The following is a 17,343-nucleotide window of genomic DNA, read 5'->3' as shown; positions in this document are numbered from 1 at the left end:
TCGGGGATGTCATCGAAGGCGGCGAGGAAAATGTCCATGCGGGGAACGGGCTCCAGAAGGGCGATCCCCGCCCAAGAATCCATCCTCCCGAAAACCGCAAGACCCGTCGGATTAGGTCAAATCCCAAACGCGATTCCCCTGTCCCCGAGGTACAAGCGGAACCCAATGAAACTCACACACTCGGTTGCAACCGCGCTATCATCAAATCAGTTTGCAATCCGGGCAGCATAACGTTGAGATTGCCCGGATGTCGCGGCGCTTCGGCCCCAATAAGCCGTAGCGCTGGCAAACCTTCGCGAAGTAAACGGAGGTCCGACCGTCCTCGAGCGCCATTCATTGACCTCTTGCATGTCAGGAAGTGCATCACATCCAGCGCCGAAGCCGATGCAAAGCATAGCCCTAGCCCTACTGCAGTTTCGGGAGATATCTTCGCCGCCGATCTGTCGCTTGAAACCATCAGGGTCCTGGCCAGGAGTATCGAGACGGCAAACGACCTGACGCTGTCAGTCGCTTCCAAGTTTGTCGGTTCCAGCAGTTTCATGGGGAACTCTCAGATGCCATAACGGCAGAAGAGAAACGGCGCGCGGTCCCGCGTTCCGCCCGCTCGAAACACGGCGATGCCTTGTGGAGGAACGGTCTCTACTAACCACATGCTATGCTCTGACGGTGGTGTGGTATCGACTGACGTAGCCGAACGTGGAAAATGCGCTATTGATCGTCCCAAAAAAGTCGATAAATCAATGGGCTTGCAACCACGGGCCAGCAAATCGGTCACGTGACGACATTGGCACTTGGGGTGGGATGACCGAAACAATACAAAAGCACTTTTGGGCCGATATCGGCAACGCTCCTGAGGCATCGGGAGTCTACGCTTGGTATTATAGCCCTGAGATCACTGACTTCGATCTTGACAGCACCATCAAAGCGGTACGGTCCGCACCCGAGCGCTCTGAGGCTGAACGGGCGATCAGGTCCGTGCTAGACAGTCGGCTTTTCCACCACTTCCGAGAGGAGCCATATACCGCATCGATCAGCGGCCCGCTGAAACCCGCATACACCGGCGCTCTCGAGCAAGAGTCGGCTGCGTCCGCTAGCTTGGTTAGTCGCTTGGCATCGGAGCCCGAGCGGCTGCGGACCATCCGTGACGTCTTGGCAAAGTCCGCGCCGATGTTCACTAGCCCACTCTATATTGGAATGGCCACGGTGCTTCGAGCCCGCCTTGCACAACACAAAAAGCTTATTGAACGGTTCCGGACCGTTGCGCCGCGTGATGGACAAACAATCCAAAGCTCTGACGCCGGGTTTGCCTGGCAAGTCGCCAAGAGGAAGATACCGCCCGAGCGCCTTATCGTTTATACTTACTCAATCTTGAGTGATGATGGGACCGCTGTCGACATCGAGAACATCTTGAACCGCATCTGCTACCCAATTCTAGGAAGAAACTGATATGAGCCTTGGTCTAAGCATCTCATCGGCCCTTAATCTGACTTTGTCTGGATCGGTCGGCACGTTCAGTGTTGGGACCGGACAGGCCGATCAGAAGACCATTGATGTGAAGTACTTCCTCACCCATGTTGGCCTGAATTTCGCAAGCGGTTCAAACGAGGAGGTGCTGAAGCACCTTGCGCCTGTTCGCGAGATTTTTCCAACGGCTGAGCTCGAATTTGACGAGATTATGCAGCGAGACATTGATGACGCGCGTGTTTCTTCGGAACTTGTCCCCTACTTGCTTGACCATCGCTCTAGGGACTTGGTGAAGCTCTTCCCACCGATCATCGTAGTAGTGATGCCGGTCCAAGAACTCGACAATCGGCCGGCCGACTACTACCCAAGAGTTGAGACCGAGACGCGCCAGATGCCGGACCACGTGCTGGAAATTACGCGATCAGGTCCCGTCGGCCAAGAATTGTTCGAGTTCCAGCAGCCTCGGCAGGGCAATGTTCTGTTCGAACATGACCTCGTCAAGCTGCGGCTCAACACGAATAAATCAAAGCTCGTAATAGTCGATGGCCAACACCGCGCCATGGCGCTGCTCGCGATCTATCGCAACCTAAAGCAAGATTGGTCGGACGCAATGCGTGCGCCCTATAAAGACTACTATGAGGAGTGGACCCCCAGCTACATCAGGCAGTTCTCGCTCAACAATATTAGCCTACCTGTGATGTTTTGCACTTTCCCGGCGCTCGATGACACCTATGGAGGCGGATACAACGTAAAAATGGCCGCACGATCAATCTTCTTGACGCTCAATAAAACCGCGCGTCAGGTGTCAGCATCGCGCAACAGGTTGCTGGACGATAAAGATCTGATCGCTCTCTTTCTCCGTGACACACTTTCGACGATTAAGAAAAAACACACACGCTCAAGCGCATCGCTTCGAATTGGCAACGTCGAACTCGATCAGGCACACGATCGAGTCAAGATCGACAGTCCAATAGCGATGACGGGCGTGAATCATATTTACTACCTTATCGAGCACATCCTTCTAAACAAACGAGATGAGGACGTGAACGGCGCTAAGCCGAGGTCGGGTAAATTCTACAAGCGCACCGAATTGCAGAGTGCGGGTGCGCTCGAACGCCTTGATGGTCGCAACGTCCTTGGAGCCGATGTAGCTGACGCCACGAGCCGTGACTTTTACACGCCTGAGGCCGGCGAAAAATTGACAGTTCAGTTCCGCGAGCGTTTCGGCAAATATATCGTAACTGCGCTTGAACGCTTTCTTCCGTTTGAAGTCCATGCCGGAGCAGTCCTTTGGCTAGAGCAGCAACTCTTGAGCCATTCGAACACCAAACTCGGTCCGATCCTATTTGAAGGCCAAGGGATCGGACGGACCTTTGCCGCGCATCGGGAGAACCTGGTGGAAAAGTTGCGATCCGGCGAGTTTGGCTCGGAAGCAACGAAAATTCAGGAAGTCGCAGACCGACTTAAGGCCACGCAGTCTCTCGTACAGGACTTCATTCAGAAGCTGCGCCATGAGCGCGCCGTACGCTTCTTAGCAAACGTAAGTGATAAGCGACTGCTGCGACTGGACGATGGCACCTATCAACCCAAGGTGCTCGAGTTTGTCAACGATCTGTATGACAACGTGCTGACAACCGTTGCTTTCCAGTCCGCGCTTATTGCTGGCTTTTTCGGCGAGATCGAGAGGTGCAATCTTAGCCGGATGAAAGCCAATATCGGTCCGATTGATATCGCGCGGGAATTCGATGTCTATTTGTCTGAGCTCAACGTGTTCTTCTCGCCCTCGAAGTCCAGTGACGTACGGCGCCTAATAGAGGTGTTCGCTGGCACGCCTGAGGGAGAAATCAGGGATTGGAAGGTTGGGCCGTCTGCTTCCACGTTCCGGCGTGTGGTCTATCGTGGCGAGATGCAGCCCGATCAATGGCCAAAATATAAGTACCTGTTGTTGGAGATTTGGCGCGCTGAGGGGACGGAGCTAGAAGTGTCGCTGCGTCTGGAGCGGGACAAGTGTCGCAGCCAAATCTTCAACTCATTGCTCGAAGAGTATCGAAAAGAGTTCTTGGAGCGTAGCTTGAAGCGCGAGGAGAGCCTCACGTCACAGGATCGCACTGAGATCACAAACTCCGCCTATGAAGCATTCCGGAACTTCTTGAAGAATGTGGGCTGGCGCCTTCAAGATGTGCCCTCAAAGACGGTGCTGATGACATCGCCGAAAGTCGAGGACGCGACTGAGGCGCCGCAAGCAGATGAAACTTGGGAATCCGTCGAAACAGATGAAGTTACGGAGTGACCGGGAAGCCGATCCACTTCGTCAACTCCTCGACACTGCGCCTCTTGATGGGAGCGATAGAGCCTGTCTTAGGCAAAACAGAGAACGCATTTACATGTCAGCTGCTAGCATTCTCTGGCATTGTGGTGCTAGCTTTCATTTGTGGCATATGATGCACGAAGCCGCGACTTCAGTCGTGCCATATGCTTCATCAATTTCAATTTCAGTGAGGTTGGCGCGCAACGGGTTCTTCGGTCGCCGCGATTGTGCGCGCTCCAAACGCTGCTGATAATCATCCTCAATCTGCTTGATGCGCCCAGGCCTTTCCAGCTCACTCAACGACTCCCGGTCGCTCCAAGTGAAGGGTGAACCATGCTCAAGGGCTGTCTTTTCATATGCCTTAGCTTCTTCGAAGGCATCCGGGTGGGTCCGCTTCAGACGCACCCATTCGATCTTTTGCTGGTAGAAACAAAAGGTACAGCCGCTACGCGAGCGCCACTCATAGTAGGTCGGCAGACCCAGCCCTGACGACTCCAGCAGTTCGATCACAGCGGCCTTGTCGAGCCCATGCTCGCGCAATGGGAAGTTTATCTTCAAATTGGGATTGGTGGCTTGCATCCCAGTGCGGGCGGGCTCATCTGCCCGAATGGCGACATAGCTGATAATCTCGGTTCCCGCCTCGAGATCGGCCTTCACCCATTTCTCAAAGGGGCGCAGTTTCAGTTGGCGCGTACACCAGCGCGTACGCGGAGAAGGGAGGAAGTTTCCATACTCTTTGAGCCAAAAATCGAAGTCCCGGTCAGGATTGAGATAAGCGATAGGCCGCCCTAGAAAACCTTCCAAGCGCCCCAGGAATTCATAGACCTCTGGCAGCTCCTTGCCTGTGTCAGTGAAGAAATACTCAATTGGCAAGTCCGGATATGTCTGACGCATGAACACAGCCAGAGCTGCGCTATCGCGTCCGCCGGACAGGCCGAGAACATGGCGCCTACTCATATGGCTTGGCTCCTCATATCATCATCGAAAACGCTCATTCGCTGCATGCCGGCCTCTGCCAGCGCAGCGAGTGCCACAGCATCACTGACGCCTGCTTTGGCAAAGATTTCTTGCAAGCTTGCCGCAAGGGCTTTGGCTGCCTCTTGCTCCTTTGCGGACAGTTCTACAACTCGAAGCGCGGTCGCACCCTGCTCACCCGTACCGACCACCACGCCAAGCGCATGACGGCTTGGATCTCGGCCCTGCACTCTTGCCAGCATTTCTGCTTGGCGGAATGCCAATGCCAGTTGGCCGACCTCCATTGCCGCCCGGCTGGGTTCAAGATCACTCCAGTTGCGCGGCGGCTTGTTAACGAGCAATCCGGCGAGAGACTCCATATCTGCAATGCTCCCGGAGAAGCCTTGCAGGCGAGATGCAAATGCATCCAGGCGCAGATCACCTGAGATGCCCTTGATGGTCATAGCTCGACGCTGCAAATCTTCCAGTGGGATGCCTGAATGCCCAAGCGCATCCAGCATCTTTTCCTGTAGTCGGCCCAGCATTGCCTCATAAGCCCGGTGCAGCTCGCGCAGCAGCTCGCCGAGCTCACTTGCTATCGCGGACGGATTGTCGTGACCGCTCAGCTGCACCAGTTCCACAAAGATGGTGCGATGTGGATCACTAGCAGCGCGCATGATTCGGCACAATTCTTGTGCCTGCTTGGACAAAGAAGAAGTACGCCGGGTCCATTCCGGCAATCGCAGAACGAACTCCACCAAAGCTTGGGCGACATCCAGAGGTTTGGGCTCTGGAGTGCGCACCATAACGGTTTCTATTTCAGCACTCAGTGCTTTCAGTAAAACCTTTCCGTCCGTTTTGGGATCAACGTGGCGCAGAGACAAACCACGAGGGTCCTGCAGCAACCGATCAATCACATAGTCGTTGATCTCAGGCTGAAAGAGTCCCTCGACATAGACTGCCATCGTCGAGCGATGGGCCAAGATGAAAGCAGCGACCAACAACGGCAGTAAGCCAGAGCGCGCCCCGAAGGGTGGCTGCTGCCAAAGACGATAAATCTCCTGTACGGGGAACTCGCCATCCTTGTTATGTACAAGCTCTCTTGCCGCATCCCACATCGGAATTAGGCTTGGACCAGTCGTCTTGCTTGGCGCACGGAAGTCGAAGGTGCCATTGTGTTTGCGGTGCAGGCCGTTGGCTTTGAGGACTGTGCGATACAGACCCATCTCAGCCGGGAAACCTTCCATGCCGAGATCTTCTTTGTCCGAATGATTGACCATGGCATGTAGCAGGGCGCGCACAGCGCCCTGGCTGTTGCTCGAGGGCTGCTCACGATTGACCAACTCGCTTCGAATACATGGAGTCTGAGGAAAGGTTGCCTCCGCCAAAGTGGAAGCGATCTGCGCAATTGCCTGGCTGCTTCCGGCCTTATGGCAGGTGCCTCGTACATACCAAGTTGCTTGGACAAAGCCTTGGCGGAGCGCGTCTTCCAATTCCGCGCTGACCACAGCTAGCCGGGCCTCAACCTCCCGGCGAGCCACCGCATCGCCCTCTAGCGCTGTGTGCCCTTGGCGAATGGCTTCTAAGGCCAACAAGGCCAACCCGGCTTGGCGGATATGCTGCACATCAGGAGGGACGCCAAGCGCCACAGGATAGACGCCGGTCTGCATTGAGGCCTCACAGCAACGCTGCGCGAACTGGACGCCTGGTGTCTCATCGTCGGGGATAACCAAGAGGAACTGTCCTGCAGCCCCATCCACTGGCCGGTACCGCTCAACCAGCCTAGCCAGCCCGTGCGGCGAAGTGAGTGTTGTTGTGAACCAGCGCAGCGTACCTGTAGTGAAGTAGTGCTTCTTGGCCAGAACGGGCTGCAAATCGGCAAAGGCCGACAAGCGATCCAGGTTCAGTTCGCCGAGCTGGGCCTGCGCTTCAAGGAGAGCAGATTCAATGTTGAAGTCGCTGCCGGCGAATAGAGCGAAAGCATCCAGATGGCCCCTGAAAACAGCAACAGACCAGTCTTGAAGCTCTTTCAGCGCCTGATCAATCTCGTCAACCTTTGCTTCAGGCACGCAGCTTGCAAGGATGCTGCGCTCAGGCAGGACGCCGCAACCGCCGTGGAATAACTCAATGACCGCAATACTCTTGGCGAGCTTCAGATGAAGCGGCCCCCCTTTACGCTCGCAGCGTTGCAGGGCTTCAACAGCCTGGGACCAGCGATGTGAGTCCGGCGAAGCTAGGATGGCTGGCTCCAGATTGGCGCGCAGATAATCCCAAAGCTGGGCAGGATCATAGAGCCCTGCGCCTGCCTCATGGGTCTTGAGATATTCTTGAAACCCGCCTGGCTCTGCAGAATTTAGGAAACCAAACACACTACGCTCATTCTGGCCGAAGCGCCGGCGCGACAACGGTCCGATTAGCGAGGCCGTGGCTGGATGAAGTGGCCAGCAGGCAGCCAGGCGCGCGGGCAAATCACCAGGGCTACCAGGTCTCCGTCGGCGGATGGCCCCTGCCACAGTCTCCATTATGTCGGCCGGGATCAGGGCCTCGTCCCTATGGGTTAGGGCGCGCCCTATCAGATCCAGCACCTCATCGATCGCAGTGACGATCGGGATGTCCACGAAGCGGCCCTGAATCTTTGCCCACTCTTCCTGCATCTCTGCACCGGAGCGGCGTGCATATTGGTCGAAGGATTGGTGCAGGACGCCGACAATCAGCAACCTGCCGTCACAGCGTGCAGCGGCCTCTGCAAGCTCCTGAAAGAAGTGGATGTCAGCGCCACCATCAGCCGCGATCTCGAGGTATTTCCCAAGTTCATCAATGACTACCAACACGCCTGCTTTTGGCCGCGCGGAGGCTTCTTTCACCAGCCGCTCAATGACATCCCGTCCTGCCGGATCAATCTGGCGGCGTTTGGTGCGGGCCGGTTTAGCCTCACGTGCAACTGCATCCACCAATGCCTCTCGCAGATCCGAGACTGGATCAGCGCGGCGTCCAACAAATGGCACCACGAGCCATGGCTCTTCTTCCTGCGGGAAGGCCTCATGGAAGTCAGATATTTCACCAAGCAGCTCAAGGCCGGCTTGGTTCTGTTCAAAGCTGCCACCGAGGATCTGGCAGAGAAGTAGCGCCAAGCTCGACTTCCCGCCGCCATAGGGCCCGGTCCAAGTAAAGGCCCGCTGGCCTGTCTCCTGAAAGAGCCGCGCCATGGTCTCAATGGCCTGGCGGCTGGATCCATGGCAGACATAGCCCTGCAAGGCGCCATCAATTGAGTGGTCTGTGTCTATCCGAACCGAACGCTGGAACCGGCGTGAGACTGTGACGATGTCAGATAGGTTGCTCATGCAGCGCTCCTCTGAGTGGCAGTCTCGAAGGCAGAGGCCAAGAACGCCATGGGGTCCGGATTCTTGGAACGGCGCCCGACGTTACGCACCCCTGCTGTGTCTGACCAGATATAAGCCCGGGCGGAACTTTCCTCGATGCGCGCCAACCGTTCGACCAAAGCATCCTCATCAAGCTTAAACACCCGGCCTGGAGAGCCGGGTTCAAAAGTCAGCGCCTCTACCGAAAGACTCTGCTGGTCTGGCGCATGACGCATCCAAAACTCATGTAGCGCATAGAGGAAAATGCCATCTGGTAGGGTCGACTTCGCCCCGCGCCGAAACTGGTAAGACTTGCTGCTCACAGCCCTGATCAGCCCGAGTGACACCAAGGCTGGCTCAAATAAGTCATCACTAAACTTGCCCTGCCGGGTTGGCACATAGCTGCGCAGGAAGCACTCCACGTCCCGCTTGATAGTCGCATCCGACGCGCGGATTTTGTTCTTCAAACGCGCATTCTGTTGATCACGATAATCGTGGAGCGGTGCGGCAATCGCGTCGTGATCGAAGGTCTGCAAGGTAAGGTGATTGAACACATAGAACCAAGTGGTACTGCGCTCGGGCGTGCCCGCAATCATCCAATGGAGCAGCCAAAGCGTTGCGGGCGCCTCGAGGAACGGATCAACACCGGTCTCATCGGCAAACAGATAATCGCCAAGCGCCGTGTTCCGAAAAACATCGCCATCTTCTTCCAAGATGCCGCAGGTCAGCGCCCAATGACGAATTGCACCTACCATATTCTTTCCGACCCCGAAGGTGACAATGGCCTCGGCATCATTGAAGATCGATTTTGGCGCGGCACCATCCTTGGCAGCAGCGACCTGATCGTAGGCTTTCTTGAGCCAGAGGTGGCGGAGCGGAAAGGTTTCGTGGCCGGAGAATTGCGCCCGGAAGGTAGGCTTGGTGAGGGGACCTCTAATCATGAAACGCTCCTACTGGACAAACTATCCAGTCTGTTAGGCAGGTAGAGTTCTGCACGTGCTAGGTGATCCATCTCCGTCTTACTCCGCAGCTACAGAGTGAGACAGGCGTGTCGCCTTTTCGTAGATCAGCTCCACTGCCTGATCAATTTCTTCAACGGTAGTGAAGCGTCCGAAGCCGAGGCGCAGAGACGCACGCGCCTCGTCAGGTGCGAGGCCAATCGCGCCGAGAACATAAGAGGGTTCGATTGTGCCGGCATTGCATGCAGATCCCACTGAGGCGGCAAGGTCTGCTTGCAACATCATCAGCAAGGCGTGGGCATCGATGCCCGGAATGCGGATATTTAGACAGCCACTGAGGCTCGTTTCTGAGCCATTGACACGAATATCAGGCATTTTTCTAAGCAAGTGGGCAATCAACCGCGCCTTAAGTGCTCGCGTATGCACCTCATCCAACGCCTGCTCGGTAAGAGCCTTCCTAGCGGCCACGGCCAGACCAGCGCAAAGCATCGGGGCAAGTGTGCCGGGACGCATTCCGTCTTGTTGACCACCACCGTACATTATCGGTGCGATCTGTGAACGCACATCTTCAGCAATGTATAGCGCTCCAATGCCTTTCGGGCCGTAAAATTTGTGCGCTGACAAACTGAGCAGATCAATGCCGAGGGCGTACACATCAACCGGCAGCTTTCCCGCGAGCTGCGCAGCGTCGCAGTGGAAGAGCGCCCCCATTTCAGCACAGTGCGCGCTGATCGCAGCCAGCGGCTGCAGAGTGCCAATCTCGTTATTGGCCGCCATCACAGAGACCAAAGCCGTGTCAGGCCGGATCAGCTGCGCCAATCGCTCCAGATCGATGATCCCGTCCGAGGCAACGGGAATCATCTCAACCTCAAAACCCTGCGCGGAGAGTGCTGCTGCCGGACCAAGCACGCATTTATGCTCAATAGCGGAGACGAGAATGTGACGGCGCTGCGTGCGCCGCGCGGCACCCATCAGGCTCAGATTATTGGCCTCTGTCGCGCCTGCCGTGAGAATTATCTCGCCAGGCGCTGCACCGATAAGGTCAGCCACGGCGCGACGTGCATCTTCCACTGCCGCAGCAGCCTCCCAGCCAATGCGATGCTCTGAATGTGGATTCCCGAAGAGGTCATCAAGAAAGGGCAGCATTGCCGCACGCACCTCTGGATCAAGCGGCGTAGTTGCTTGATAGTCCAGATATATTGGTTTTCTACGGTTCATGTCAGTCCTTCGTAGCCGAATGCGAGAAGGGCAGCTCGGCTTGCTTGGTTTCGTCTTGACGCTCCACAAACTCGGCCACTGCGCGGCGCACAGCCCAAGAAAGCGAGAGATCGTTGCTCTCGGCGATGCGCAGCAACCTTGCGTGGAGCTGAGGATCCAAGCTCACGGTGAAGCGCACAGCGTCCTTCTTGTTTTTTGGTCGGGGCATGTTCCTGAAACTCTATTTCGTGCACCATCTTTCACCAAAATAGCATCGCCTTCAACCCCAGACTGGAGGGTTCGTCCAGTTTCGTTACCTCACTAGCCCCCCTCACACTAGATGACACCCTTTGTTCTTTCAATGTTCTCATCACGGCGCTCTCCAAAAAGACACCTATGGTTCTGAAAACGCACCGCCCACGCAAGCCTATCTATCTGATAAAAAAATGATCTTTTTGGTTTGATCCGACCACTCTGTCGGGAACGGCTCCTGCATGCGCACCAGCGTCATCTCTAGCGCCTGCTTCCCGTCCAGGATCGCCTGGACGATGTCTGGTGCAAGCAGGGTCAGCCGCAGGACGCGCGTCACGTAAGAAGGCGCAATCTCCTCACGCTCGGCTAGTTCGCAGATGGTGGCGAACTTGCCCGAGTCCACCGTCCGTTTTCACCGGAAGGCCCGCGCGAGCGCCTTGACCAGCGTGCTGTCCGTTCGACGCGGCTGAGTGGCGCCCTCTGGCAAATACATCTCCTTCCGCCCACCATGCTTCGGTTTTGCAGTATTCACCCCAACGATTGCCGCAGGTTCTGCGCCACTGCGTCTGCCGCCATCCGCACCGGCTCCGCAGCCAGATGCGCATAGCGCGCGGTTGTCTGGACCTGCGTGTGCCCGAGAAGTTTGCCGATCATGGGCAGGCCTTGGCCGGACGCGACGGCGGCCGATGCAAACGTGTGGCGCAAGTCGTGGATCCGGACATCCTTCACCCCTGCTCGGGCACGCACCCTTTGCCAGAAGGGTTGCAAGTCACTGAGAGGCTTGCCGGGCAGGGTGCCAATGATGACCCAAGGATTCCACTCGGTGCGCTGGGCATCCCGCAGCAGGTCCACGACCGGCTGGCCAACGTGAACGACCTTCGCCCCGGTCTTGGAATCTGGGAGGCGAAGGGCAGGGCTGTCGAAATCGATGTACGACCAGTTCAAGGACATGATTTCATTCAGGCGGCATCCGGTCAGGATCAGCAGCCGCGCCGCGAGGATGGCCGAGGGCAGTTCCACGCTTTCCGCTTCCATCTCGCGCAGCACCTCGCCTATCCGGCGCAGTTCTGCCGCACTAAGGAAACGTTCGCGCTTTTCCTCGGGATACTTCCTGATGTGCTTGCGCGGGTTGGTGCCGTCGGGACGCAGGCCCCACATTTCGGAGAGGCTGAACATCTTCGACACCACTTCGAGGCAGCGGTTGGCCTGATAGGGGATGTGGCGCAGGTCGTGGTGGAACTTCGCGACATCCGCCCGCGTGACCCCCGTGACCGTCAGTTGCCCCAGTGCAGGCAGGATGAAGCGCTGCAGGTTACGGCGGTATTCCTTCGCTGTGCTGGCTTTCACGCGGATGGCGATATGCTCCCTGTCGAACCGCTCCGCCAATTCCTTGATCGTGATCGCCTTGCGCCCGGCGTCGCGTTCGGCGGCGGGATCTTCACCATTGCGGGCAGCCGCAACGATGGTGATGGCCCGAGTGCGAGCCTGCTCGCAGGTCAGCACTGTGTTTGGCCCGAGGCTGATCCGCCTCGACCGGCGTCCAGCGCGGTATTGGACGACATAGCCCTTGCGGCCGCTCGGCAGCACCCGAAGGCCGAAGCCGGGAATGTCGCTGTCCCAGACAAAGTATTCGGTGGCCTGGATGTCTGCGGCGTCGACGATGCGCTTGGTGAGCTTGGGCATGGGAAATCGGCTTTTCAGGTTGGCTGGCTTCCACTGTGGGCAAAGCGTCAGCCTAGTCAACGAACACATTGATATTACGCATAAAAAGGAAAATCCGCGCAAATCTGCGTTGGGACTGCATCGCGTTCTTGAGCGGAAATGTTGGTCCCCGCGAATCAGAACGCAGGTTCCGGTCTTTCGGTCGCGCTGCTAAGGTCTGCGAAAAGCAGCGGAATCCACATGGCGTCGAAGTCCACCCTCAATGCAAAGAACCTGGAGGCGCTGGGCGCCGAACGCCTGGCGCAGCTGCTGATCGAGATCAGCACTGGCGATGCCGCTGCCAAGCGTAAGCTGCGGCTGGCTCTCGCCGGAGCGGAAGGCCCGAGGGAGGCGGCGCGGGAGATCGCCAAGCGGCTGACCAGCATCGCAAAGGCTCGGACCTTCGTGAACTGGCAGAACCGAAAACCACTGGTGAAGGATCTTCAGACCCAGCGCAGCGCGATCATGGAACAGATATCCCCGCATGATCCGGGTGAGGCGCTGGCGCTCTTGTGGCGGTTCATGGCTTTGGCCACGCCCGTGTTCGAGCGCTGCGATGACAGCAGCGGCACCGTCATCGACATCTTCCACCAGGCCTGCGCCGATCTGGTCGAGGTGGCCAAGGCGGCGGGTCCTGCGCCCGAGGCGCTGGCGCGGCAGGTTCTCGATGCGCTGCAGGACAACGGCTTTGGCCAGTATGACGGCTTGATCGCCATCATCGCCCCGGCGCTGGGCCCCGATGGCGTCGCGCATCTGAAGACACTGGTCGAGGAGCTTGGACGCACGCCCGTGCCGGTGCCGCCAAAGGGCGAATGGCAGGCCGTCGGCTGGGGCAGCGGCGGTACGCGGTATGCCCACGAGATGGAGGAACGCGCGCGGCAGAGTGCTGTCGAAATGGCGCTGAAGGACATTGCCGACGTGCAGGGCGACGTCGATGGCTTCATCGCGCAGTATGACCCAAAGACCCGCAAGGTCCCAAAGATCGCGGCCGAGATCGCGCAGCGCTTGCTGGCGGCCGGCAGGGCAGGGGACGCGCTTGGCTTCATTGAGCGGGCCGAGGTGGACAAGGCGCGCTGGATCCCGCCCGAGTGGCAGGACGCCCGTCTTGCCGTGCTGGAGGCGCTTGACCGGAAGGATGAGGCGCAGGCGTTCCGCTGGGCATGTTTCGAGCGCGACCTGTCGGGCGAGCATCTGCGGGCCTATCTGAAGCGTCTGCCGGACTTCGACGACATCGAGGCCGAGGAACGCGCGATGGCGCATGCCGCTGCCCATCCCGACCTGCTTGCAGCCCTGGCCTTCTTTCTGAACTGGCCATCGCTTGGACACGCCGCGCGATTGCTGATCGACCGGCAGGACGAGGTCGATGGCGATCACTACGAGTTCCTGGCTCCGGCGGCCGAGACATTGGCCGAGAAGCATCCGCTGGCCGCGACGGTTGCGCTCCGGGCCATGATCGATTTCACGCTGAATGAGGGAAGGCAGAAGCGCTATGGCTATGCTGCCCAGCACTTGGCCGCCTGTGCCGATCTCGCCGGACGGATCGAGGATTTCGGACCAGTCGAGCCGCATCACGCCTATGCAGCGCGCCTGAAGGCCGAGCATGGCAAGAAGACCGGTTTCTGGTCAAAGGTGGAGGCAGCGTGACCGTCCGATTGCGGGTGGTCGCTGAATTCAGCCTGCATCTCGACGACTGCTCAAGATGCCTCGGTTGGGCAGGGAGGATTATGACGCTTAATGCGACATCTTGACATGTCGTATTAATGAACCTACATCGGCGTCATGTCAGAAGATGAAATCACACTCGAAGAACTAAGCGAACGCACCGGGGTCGAGGCACGCACCTTGCGTTCTTGGGTGAGCGAGGGTCTGCTCTCGCCGCCTTTCAAGGCTGGGCGCGGTGCACGCTATCCCGCCAGCAACGCGGACCGGGCGCTGGCTGTTCGCGCACTCAAGGATCTTCATGGACTTTCGCTCGCGGAAATCGGGCGCCGCTTCATGATGGCGACCGAGGACCAGATCCGGGAATGGGCACTGGAGAGCGGGCCGACCTCGGCTCCGCGTGGCACCGCACGCGACTATCTGAGCCGCATCCAGGGGCGCGGCATCAAGCCGCTTGCGGCACCACAGTCGAAGGACAGCCATCCGCAGGCTTCCCTTTCCCTAGAGCCGAAGTTTGCACCATCGACTGCAAGATTTCCGTTCAAGTCGAACTCCGGTCTGCGCGGCGACGAACGCGCAGCTGACCTTGCGAACATCGAGCGGCTGATCCTGCAGCTCGAGCAAGTACTGGAAACCCCCGCGCCAAGACGATCACGGGGCGCGATCTGGACCCGCATATCCGTCACGCCAGACCTCGAGATTTCCGTCCGCGGCGATCTCGAGCCCCGCGAGCGGATCCTTTTTGAACAGCTTGCGGATCAGTTCCGCGCCATTCTCACCGGAAGGACGAAAAATGACTGATGTGAAATTTGCCGCCGCCGCCGCGTTCGACCGGAAACTCTTCTGGGAGGGTGGGGAGTCCGTCCGCTATCTGGTTGCCCATCTCCGGGCCAGCCTGAGCGATGACCGCCGCCCAGCTGAGCGCACTCCGCTGAACATCGCTCTTGTCATCGATGCAAGCGGTTCGATGGGCGGTGGAAAACTGGAGGCCGCCAAGGCTGCGGCGCTCGGCCTCACGGATCGCCTGACGGAAGGGGACCGCCTGACTCTGGTTTCGTTCGCCTCGGATGTCCAGGTTCACCTCGACGCCGTATCAGTTACGAAGGAAAACGCGATCCGGATCCGCACCGAGGTTTCCCTTCTGGAGACGCGGGGCATGACCAATCTCTCTGGCGGATGGTTCGCCGGAGTCGAATGCGCGGCCCGGGTTGCGGAAGAGGATGCGCGGATGACACCGCGTATCATCCTCCTCAGTGACGGTCACGCCAACGAAGGGATTTCCGATGCAAACGAGCTGCGGGAACACGCCGGCGAACTCAGGTTGCGGGGCGTTCTGACCTCGGCCCTCGGCATTGGTGATGGCTATGACGAACAGCTCTTGCGGGGCATCGCCGAAAACGGCGGCGGCCGCCTTCACGATGCGGAACTCACCAGCGAGATATCCTCTGTCCTTCTGGGCGAACTCGACGATATTTTCGGCACCCTTATCGAAGCCGCGCAAATCACCATGACCGTGCCGCCCGGCGTGCGCGTGGACGTTTTGGGCAAGGGGGACGCCGAAGTTCGCGATGGCCGCATCTTGGTTTCCGTGGGTCCGATTCAGAATGCCATTGAGCGCGTGGCGGTTTTCAAGGTGACTTGTTCGAAGGCGCAGCGTGGCCAAGAGATGAAGTTCGGGTTGGTCGCAAACGGCCGCGCCGTCGATGATCAGAACGTGCTTGAAACCAGTACAGTTCCGGTCACCCTCGTTGCTGTGGACGGCAAGGCGAACAAGGACCAGCCCCGTGATGCGGAGATTGCCGAGATTGTTGCGCGGACGTGGAGCGCGCTAGTCGTTGCCGTGGCCGCAAAGATGAACCGTGACGGAGCCTATGTAGACGCGCAAAAATACATCGAAGGAGAGCTGCGCCACTTCCGCCGTTACGTCGAAGGCCTTCCTCGCGGGCAGGAAATGGTCGGTGAACTTGAACTCTTGGCCCGGCGCGTCGGTCGCGAGTTCTCATCGCGGATGCGGAAGGAGATGGTGGTCCAATCAGCGCTGTTCATGGAGAGCAGGGTGGACCGTCGCGGTGCAGGGAAGGCGGCGTGGAGCGCACGGATGGAGCGCGGGGACTGACGACCGTAGGGTTAAGGTGGGGCGGCAGAGTACAATGGTTATGGGGCAGATAGTGCTCTCAGCCACTTCGCTGTTCGCCCAACGACAAACCAGCGTTGCGATGGCTGGATAACTGATGATTTCAACTGGGTTTAGGCTTTTCGCATGAATGATGGCTCACTTTGGATTCTGTTGCTGCTCATCGGAGCCATTATTCTTTGGTTTTTGGTTCTTCGACCAAAGTTGAAGGAGGCCCGAGCGGAACGCGAAAGGCGCGCTGCCGAGGAAGCCGAACGCCGTGCAGCTGAGCGTGCGAAACTGAAGGCTGAACGCGAAGAAGTCTTGAAGAAGATGCGTGGCAAAGCCCCAGATTTTATCCTGAAAGCGCGACTTGAATTTGAAAGAGAATATCGGGCAGCGGGCGGTGAGGGTTTCTTCGGTCAGGAAATGTCGCCGCTGGTGGGCTTTGGATACAGGGTTGGTACAACCAATGGTCGGACTGAAGCGGAACGACATGCAATTCTTGAGTATGCGGTTGCCGCAGATCTGGATGCGACTCTGCCGTTCTTGCCGAAACCATACAGGGACGAGTGGGGGGCGCCGCTGAGCATGACAAGATTCAACCGCATCTACACTCATCTCAAGAGTATGGCCGACCTACGTGACGGGCGGCGAAACCTCGAAGTTGCTGTGTCTCACTGGCGTGCCGATGCTTCCTGGTTTCATTCGCATCAGATTCAGTTGGTGGAGAAGTTTCGGGCGGTTTAGTCGTTTCGGGAATGCATTGATGTTCGTGCTACCGGAAAAACATGGTGCCGCCCGGTGGAAGCATGGTGGAAGCAAGAGGGCGAAAACTGCTGCGCAATCCCGACAATTCCCGCGAACACAGCCACGCGCCTCGTCTCTCGCAACTGGCGGAAATCGCGCAACAACTCGCGATCCCGCGCAATCGTTCATGGTTCGTTCGCCACGGCTCATAACCTGAAGGTCGTAGGTTCAAATCCTACTCCCGCAACCAGACTTTCTAACAAGATATCAAAGGCTTAGGCCAAAGCAAGGCGCCCCAAGGGGCGTTTTTTGCGTTGCAACACAGCGCAGCACATTCCCCAAAGATTCCAAACTCTTACGCCCAGTCCCGATTCCTCCGTGCAACACCCATGCGACATGGAGTGGATCGGATGTTCGTGGAACGTTCCGTGTCCGATTGAACTTGACCTCCAGGCAAACCAGAGCCGTCATGTCCTCGAAACCAACTCAGGGACCCATCATGCCCAAGACAAACGACGCCGCGCTGGAAGCCTTCATCGCCGCTAGGGCCGAGATCGACGCGATGCTCGCGCGCCTGGCAGCCCTCAGCGCCGACCATTTCGACTACAGCCCCGAGGACGTGAACTG

General features: G+C 58.1%; 12 protein-coding genes. 5 read left to right on the top strand and 7 right to left on the bottom strand.

Translation table 11 applies throughout. From position 1 onward, the window contains the following. Nucleotides 1-1,447 precede the first annotated feature (1,447 nt). Nucleotides 1,448-3,754, top strand: coding sequence for a hypothetical protein (locus ACEW8Q_RS01045; RefSeq protein ID WP_373502196.1), 2,307 nt, complete (start codon nucleotides 1,448-1,450; stop codon nucleotides 3,752-3,754). A 135-nt stretch (nucleotides 3,755-3,889) separates the two neighbouring features. Here the strand turns inward: ACEW8Q_RS01045 and ACEW8Q_RS01040 are convergent, their stop codons facing one another. The 7 genes from ACEW8Q_RS01040 to ACEW8Q_RS01010 form a co-directional block, all read right to left on the bottom strand. After that, entirely contained in the window at nucleotides 3,890-4,729 is an 840-nt protein-coding gene (locus ACEW8Q_RS01040; protein ID WP_373502195.1) for a phosphoadenosine phosphosulfate reductase family protein, read from the bottom strand. Continuing rightward, the gene (locus tag ACEW8Q_RS01035; RefSeq protein WP_373502194.1) at nucleotides 4,726-8,067 is read right to left on the bottom strand and encodes a hypothetical protein; all 3,342 of its coding nucleotides are present in this window, start codon (nucleotides 8,065-8,067) and stop codon (nucleotides 4,726-4,728) included. Before ACEW8Q_RS01035 ends, ACEW8Q_RS01040 begins: the two co-directional genes overlap by 4 nt. Beyond that, a complete protein-coding gene (locus ACEW8Q_RS01030; RefSeq protein WP_373502193.1) occupies nucleotides 8,064-9,026 on the bottom strand; it encodes a DUF4007 family protein in 963 nt (320 codons plus the stop codon). The genes ACEW8Q_RS01035 and ACEW8Q_RS01030 overlap by 4 nt, the downstream gene beginning before the upstream one ends. Nucleotides 9,027-9,104: 78 nt before the next feature. Beyond that, nucleotides 9,105-10,262 carry a cysteine desulfurase family protein gene (locus tag ACEW8Q_RS01025; protein WP_373502192.1) on the bottom strand — a complete coding sequence of 386 codons (1,158 nt, stop codon included), beginning with the start codon at nucleotides 10,260-10,262 and terminating at the stop codon, nucleotides 9,105-9,107. A gap of 1 nt (nucleotide 10,263) precedes the next feature. Then, nucleotides 10,264-10,470 carry a CopG family ribbon-helix-helix protein gene (locus ACEW8Q_RS01020; protein WP_373502191.1) on the bottom strand — a complete coding sequence of 69 codons (207 nt, stop codon included), beginning with the start codon at nucleotides 10,468-10,470 and terminating at the stop codon, nucleotides 10,264-10,266. Nucleotides 10,471-10,668: 198 nt separating this feature from the next. Continuing rightward, nucleotides 10,669-10,896, bottom strand: a complete 228-nt coding sequence (locus ACEW8Q_RS01015) for a hypothetical protein (protein ID WP_373502190.1) — start codon at nucleotides 10,894-10,896, stop codon at nucleotides 10,669-10,671. Between the two features lie 125 nt (nucleotides 10,897-11,021). Beyond that, a complete protein-coding gene (locus ACEW8Q_RS01010) occupies nucleotides 11,022-12,176 on the bottom strand; it encodes a tyrosine-type recombinase/integrase (RefSeq protein ID WP_373502189.1) in 1,155 nt (384 codons plus the stop codon). Nucleotides 12,177-12,395: 219 nt separating this feature from the next. On the opposite strand from ACEW8Q_RS01010, the gene ACEW8Q_RS01005 reads away from it, so the two are divergent. From ACEW8Q_RS01005 to ACEW8Q_RS00990, 4 genes are all read left to right on the top strand, one after another. Then, nucleotides 12,396-13,838 (top strand): DUF6880 family protein, encoded by a 1,443-nt coding sequence (locus tag ACEW8Q_RS01005; protein ID WP_373502188.1) that lies wholly within the window; start codon nucleotides 12,396-12,398, stop codon nucleotides 13,836-13,838. 135 nt (nucleotides 13,839-13,973) lie between these two features. Then, nucleotides 13,974-14,654: a helix-turn-helix domain-containing protein gene (locus ACEW8Q_RS01000; RefSeq protein ID WP_373502187.1), complete on the top strand. Its 681-nt coding sequence runs from the start codon at nucleotides 13,974-13,976 to the stop codon at nucleotides 14,652-14,654. Beyond that, entirely contained in the window at nucleotides 14,647-15,969 is a 1,323-nt protein-coding gene (locus ACEW8Q_RS00995) for a VWA domain-containing protein (protein WP_373502186.1), read from the top strand. Before ACEW8Q_RS01000 ends, ACEW8Q_RS00995 begins: the two co-directional genes overlap by 8 nt. A gap of 144 nt (nucleotides 15,970-16,113) precedes the next feature. After that, entirely contained in the window at nucleotides 16,114-16,716 is a 603-nt protein-coding gene (locus ACEW8Q_RS00990) for a hypothetical protein (RefSeq protein ID WP_373502185.1), read from the top strand. Nucleotides 16,717-17,343 lie beyond the last annotated feature (627 nt).

It is taken from the genome of Aestuariivirga sp. (genome assembly GCF_041738905.1).
Classification (GTDB): Bacteria; Pseudomonadota; Alphaproteobacteria; order Rhizobiales; family Aestuariivirgaceae; genus Aestuariivirga.
This window is presented reverse-complemented; position numbering and strand designations above follow the sequence as displayed.

Excerpts from the sequence above, each read along its gene's own strand:
- ACEW8Q_RS01045 (WP_373502196.1), top strand. The coding sequence starts at position 1,448 with ATGAGCCTTGGTCTAAGCATCTCATCGGCCCTTAATCTGACTTTGTCT.
- ACEW8Q_RS01040 (WP_373502195.1), bottom strand. The coding sequence starts at position 4,729 with ATGAGTAGGCGCCATGTTCTCGGCCTGTCCGGCGGACGCGATAGCGCA.
- ACEW8Q_RS01035 (WP_373502194.1), bottom strand. The coding sequence starts at position 8,067 with ATGAGCAACCTATCTGACATCGTCACAGTCTCACGCCGGTTCCAGCGT.
- ACEW8Q_RS01030 (WP_373502193.1), bottom strand. The coding sequence starts at position 9,026 with ATGATTAGAGGTCCCCTCACCAAGCCTACCTTCCGGGCGCAATTCTCC.
- ACEW8Q_RS01025 (WP_373502192.1), bottom strand. The coding sequence starts at position 10,262 with ATGAACCGTAGAAAACCAATATATCTGGACTATCAAGCAACTACGCCG.
- ACEW8Q_RS01020 (WP_373502191.1), bottom strand. The coding sequence starts at position 10,470 with ATGCCCCGACCAAAAAACAAGAAGGACGCTGTGCGCTTCACCGTGAGC.
- ACEW8Q_RS01010 (WP_373502189.1), bottom strand. The coding sequence starts at position 12,176 with ATGCCCAAGCTCACCAAGCGCATCGTCGACGCCGCAGACATCCAGGCC.
- ACEW8Q_RS01005 (WP_373502188.1), top strand. The coding sequence starts at position 12,396 with ATGGCGTCGAAGTCCACCCTCAATGCAAAGAACCTGGAGGCGCTGGGC.
- ACEW8Q_RS01000 (WP_373502187.1), top strand. The coding sequence starts at position 13,974 with ATGTCAGAAGATGAAATCACACTCGAAGAACTAAGCGAACGCACCGGG.
- ACEW8Q_RS00995 (WP_373502186.1), top strand. The coding sequence starts at position 14,647 with ATGACTGATGTGAAATTTGCCGCCGCCGCCGCGTTCGACCGGAAACTC.
- ACEW8Q_RS00990 (WP_373502185.1), top strand. The coding sequence starts at position 16,114 with ATGAATGATGGCTCACTTTGGATTCTGTTGCTGCTCATCGGAGCCATT.